The sequence below is a fragment of the Blastococcus saxobsidens genome (assembly GCF_002938435.1).
Lineage (GTDB): Bacteria > Actinomycetota > Actinomycetes > Mycobacteriales > Geodermatophilaceae > Blastococcus > Blastococcus saxobsidens.
In genome coordinates, this window is the sequence record NZ_POQT01000074.1 from 1 (window position 1) to 3,621 (window position 3,621).

The following is a 3,621-nucleotide window of genomic DNA, read 5'->3' on the forward strand; positions in this document are numbered from 1 at the left end:
GGCCAGCGCCGCGCTGGCCGGCAGCAGCCCGCGGCCGAACCGTCCGGCCAGCCGGCGCGCGGCGGGCAGGACGGCGAGGGCGGCGAGCGCCGGGAGCAGGAACAGCACGGCCGCCGCGGCCAGCGAGCCGCCACCGCGCAGCACCAGCTCGGTGAAGAAGGGCCGGGGCACGGCGAGACCCACCTCCACGAGGACGGCGAGGGCGGCGACCGCCACGAGCGGTGCGGTGGGCAGCCGCCGCCGGACGCTGCCGTCGGGCACGGGCACGGGCACGGGCACGGGCACGGGCACGGCGGCGGGGGCCGGCACCGGCTCCGGAGCCGCAGGCTCCCCCGGACGCCGTCCGGCCACCGCGCGCCAGACGGCGGCGGCCAGCACCAGGTCGGCCACCGCGAAGGCCGCCAGCCCCAGCCGTGGCTGCGGCAGGGCGACCACGCCGGCGCCCACCACCGTGGCGACGACGGCCGCGGCGTGGAAGACCGCGGCGTAGGTCAGCACCCCGGACAGCCGGTCCCCGGTGCGGCCGCGGTCGGCGACGGCGACCAGCGCCGGATAGGCCAGCACCAGGGAACTGCCGGTGGCCACGCTGCCTGCGGACAGGGCCGTGAACAGCGGCAGCGACGGCGCCAGGGCCAGCCCGAGGTCGAACACCGCCGAGCCCACAAGGCCGGCGACCAGCAGGTTCGGCAGCGGCCACCGGCGCGCCGCCAGCCCCCACAGGGGCAGGGCGAGCAGGCCGGCGACCCGGCAGACGGTGAGGTAGCTCCCGGTGGCGGCGAGCTCCTCGGTGCCGAACAGGGTGCGCAGCAGGCGCGGCCAGTAGGGCGTCAGCGCCGTCTCGGCGACCAGCTGCAGCGCGACCACGAGCGCCAGGACCGGGCGGGCGCCCCTCACGGCGCGCCGAAGGTGGTGAATGCCTCCTGCTGCGGCACGTCCACCAGCGGGCGGCCGGTGACCGCACCGAGGATGGTCGCGCTGCGCCAGGCGCCCAGCCCGAGGTCGGGCGCCCCCACCCCGTGCGTGTGCGTCTCGGCGTTCTGCACGTACAGCGCACCGGGGCAGCGCAGCGCCACCCGGTGGTCGGCGTCGACCCGGTAGCGGCCACGCTCGTCGAGGTCGAGCAACGGCAGCAGCGGGTCCAGCAGCGCCGGCCGCCGCGCGGCGTAGCCGGTCGCCAGCACCACGGCCTCGGTCGGCAGCGCGAAGGTGCGGTCCTGCTGCACCTGGCGGCACTCGAGCAGGTAGCCCTCGCCGTCGGCGCGGGCCGCCTCCACCGCGACGGCCGGCTGCAGCACCGCGTCGACCCGCCGGCCCCCGACGGTGCGCTCGTAGAGCAGGTCGTAGATCTCGGCGATCGTGGTCGCGCTGATGCCCTTGTACAGCTGCCACTGCGCCGGGAGCAGCGCGTCGCGGACCGGCTGCGACAGGCCCCGGAAGTAGCCGGTGTAGTCGGGCGTGAAGTGCTCCAGGCCGAGCTTGGAGTACTCCATCGGGGCGAAGGCGGGCGTGCGGGTCAGCCAGCGCAGCGACGTCCCGTTCCCCGGCTGGGCCCGCAGCAGGTCGAGGAAGACCTCCGCGCCGGACTGGCCGGATCCCACGACGGTCACCGACGCCGCGTCCAGCAGCGCCGGCCGGGCGTCGAGGTACTGCCCGGCGTGGACCACCCGCTTGCCGAGCAGATCCTGGAACGGGCCCGGGACGACCGGCTCGGTCCCCACCCCGAGGACCACGCTGCGGGCGCGCACCGTGCGCCGGCGACCGGTGGCGGTGTCGGCGACCGTGGCCACGAAGGCCTCGTCGTCGGCAGCCCCGCCGTCGACAGCACTGCCGTCCCAGGCCAGCGCCTCCACCCGCTGCCCGAACCGGCAGGTGGGCAGCGACTCGGCCACCCAGCGCAGGTAGTCGTCGTACTCGGTGCGCGGCACCTGGAACCGCTCGGCCAGGTAGAAGCGGAACAGCCGGCCGCGGGCCTTCAGGTAGGCCAGGTAGGACCACCTGCTGGTGGGGTCGACGAGGGAGACCAGGTCGGCCAGGAACGGCACCTGCAGCGTGGCCCCCTCCAGCAGCAGCCCGGGGTGCCAGGACATCGCCGGCCGCTGGTCGAGGAAGACGGCGTCCAGGTCGTCGGCGCCGTCGGCGAGGGCGGCCAGCGAGAGCCCGAAGGGCCCCAGGCCGATGCCCAGCAGGTCGTGCGTTCTCACGTCCGGACCTCCCGCAGCGGGTTGGGCATGGGCACGTACACCGACTGGGCGGCGACCGGGCCGTCCAGCTCGTCCCGGCCGTCGACGCCGGTCAGCAGGTTGGCCTTGACCGTCAGCCGGTCGGCGGCCAGCAGCACCGCGGCGGCCGGGGAGGGTTCGGGGCCCGCCAGGTGGCGGCGCAGCACGCCCGCGAGCACGCCGAGCAGGTCCAGCTCGTCGGCCAGGCCGGCGCCGGCGAGCGCGGCGGCGCAGCCGAGCAGGTTGTTGACCCCCAGGTAGTAGACGACCCGGTCGGTGACCAGGTCGTCACCGAAGACGAGCGTGGCCTCCGCGCCGATCCCGGGCAGCCAGGCCTCCAGCCGCGGAACGCGGGAGGCGGCGGCGTACCAACCCTGGTTGTCGCGGTACCAGCCGCGGTCGGGCAGGCCCTCGCCGTCCAGGCCGACGAGCACGTTCTGCAGATGGGCCTCCAGGCCGATCCCGTGGTGCCCGTGCAGCCAGAGGAGCGGCTCGGCGACGGCCTCCAGCCACCGCCGGTACCACAGCGCCGCCGCCTCCGGCACCGGCATGCCACGCCGGGCGGCGAGGGAGTGCACCAGGTCGGCGGCGAGCGGCCGACCGCGGTCGGGACGGGCGTCGACGAGCGCGCCGGCGCAGGCCACCCGGTCGGCGGGTGCGAACGGCTGCTCGCGCACCACCGTGTCCAGCCCGACCGGCCCGTCGGGCCCGTCGACCCCCACCCAGGCCGGGTCCTTGACCACCCCGAACCGCGGGTGCGCCCGGCGCAGCGCCGCGCCCAGGCCGGCGTCGACCAGGGCGGCGGTGCGCGCGCCGAGGACGAGCTCGCCGCGCAGGTTCTCCCGGCGACTGTTGGTGACCCGCAGCCCGAGGCTGAGCTTGAGCATCACCGGCGCGCCGGGACGGGCCACGGTGCGCAGCGAGGAGGTGGCCCACCACGGCGGCCCGGCCGGCCCCAGGTCCACCAGGTCGCCCCGCTCCAGCAGGGCCGCCGCACCGGGACGCGCCGCCAGCCGGGCCGCCTGCCACGGGTGCGCCGGAACGGGCAGGAAGCCCGGCGGCACGGACAGGTCGCCGGCCAGTTCGCGCAGCAGGGCCGGGACGTCCCCGTCCGCGCTGCCGGTCGAGAGGACCTCCGGCCGGGCGGCGAACCAGTGCAGCGGGAAGGAGCCCCGGGCCTCCGGGGCGTAGACGGCGTCCTCGGCGTCGGGCAGCCCGTCGCGGCTCTTGGTCATCGGGTGCCAGGGGTGCCCACCGAGCAGCCCCTGCTCGGCGGCCAGCCACGGCGGCAGGCCGGCCGGCGGATCCGGGTCGGCGGCCCGGGCGGAGGCGTACCCGGCGGCCCGCGCCGCCGACTCGGTGATCCGGGCGCGGGCGGCCTGCCCGTGCGCGGCCGGCAGGC

The 3,621-nt window shown here is 77.4% G+C and carries 3 protein-coding genes; all 3 read right to left on the minus strand.

Features of this window, described 5'->3' with window-relative positions; genetic code table 11:
• A partial coding sequence (locus tag C5507_RS22560; protein WP_158657686.1) for an MFS transporter occupies positions 1 to 894 on the minus strand: 894 nt, incomplete at its 3' end.
• Entirely contained in the window at positions 891 to 2,201 is a 1,311-nt protein-coding gene (locus C5507_RS21910) for a lysine N(6)-hydroxylase/L-ornithine N(5)-oxygenase family protein (RefSeq protein ID WP_104530591.1), read from the minus strand. The genes C5507_RS22560 and C5507_RS21910, both read right to left, overlap by 4 nt.
• Positions 2,198 to 3,621 (minus strand): IucA/IucC family protein (locus C5507_RS21915; protein ID WP_104530592.1); only part of this gene is annotated, 1,424 nt, incomplete at its 5' end. The genes C5507_RS21915 and C5507_RS21910, both read right to left, overlap by 4 nt.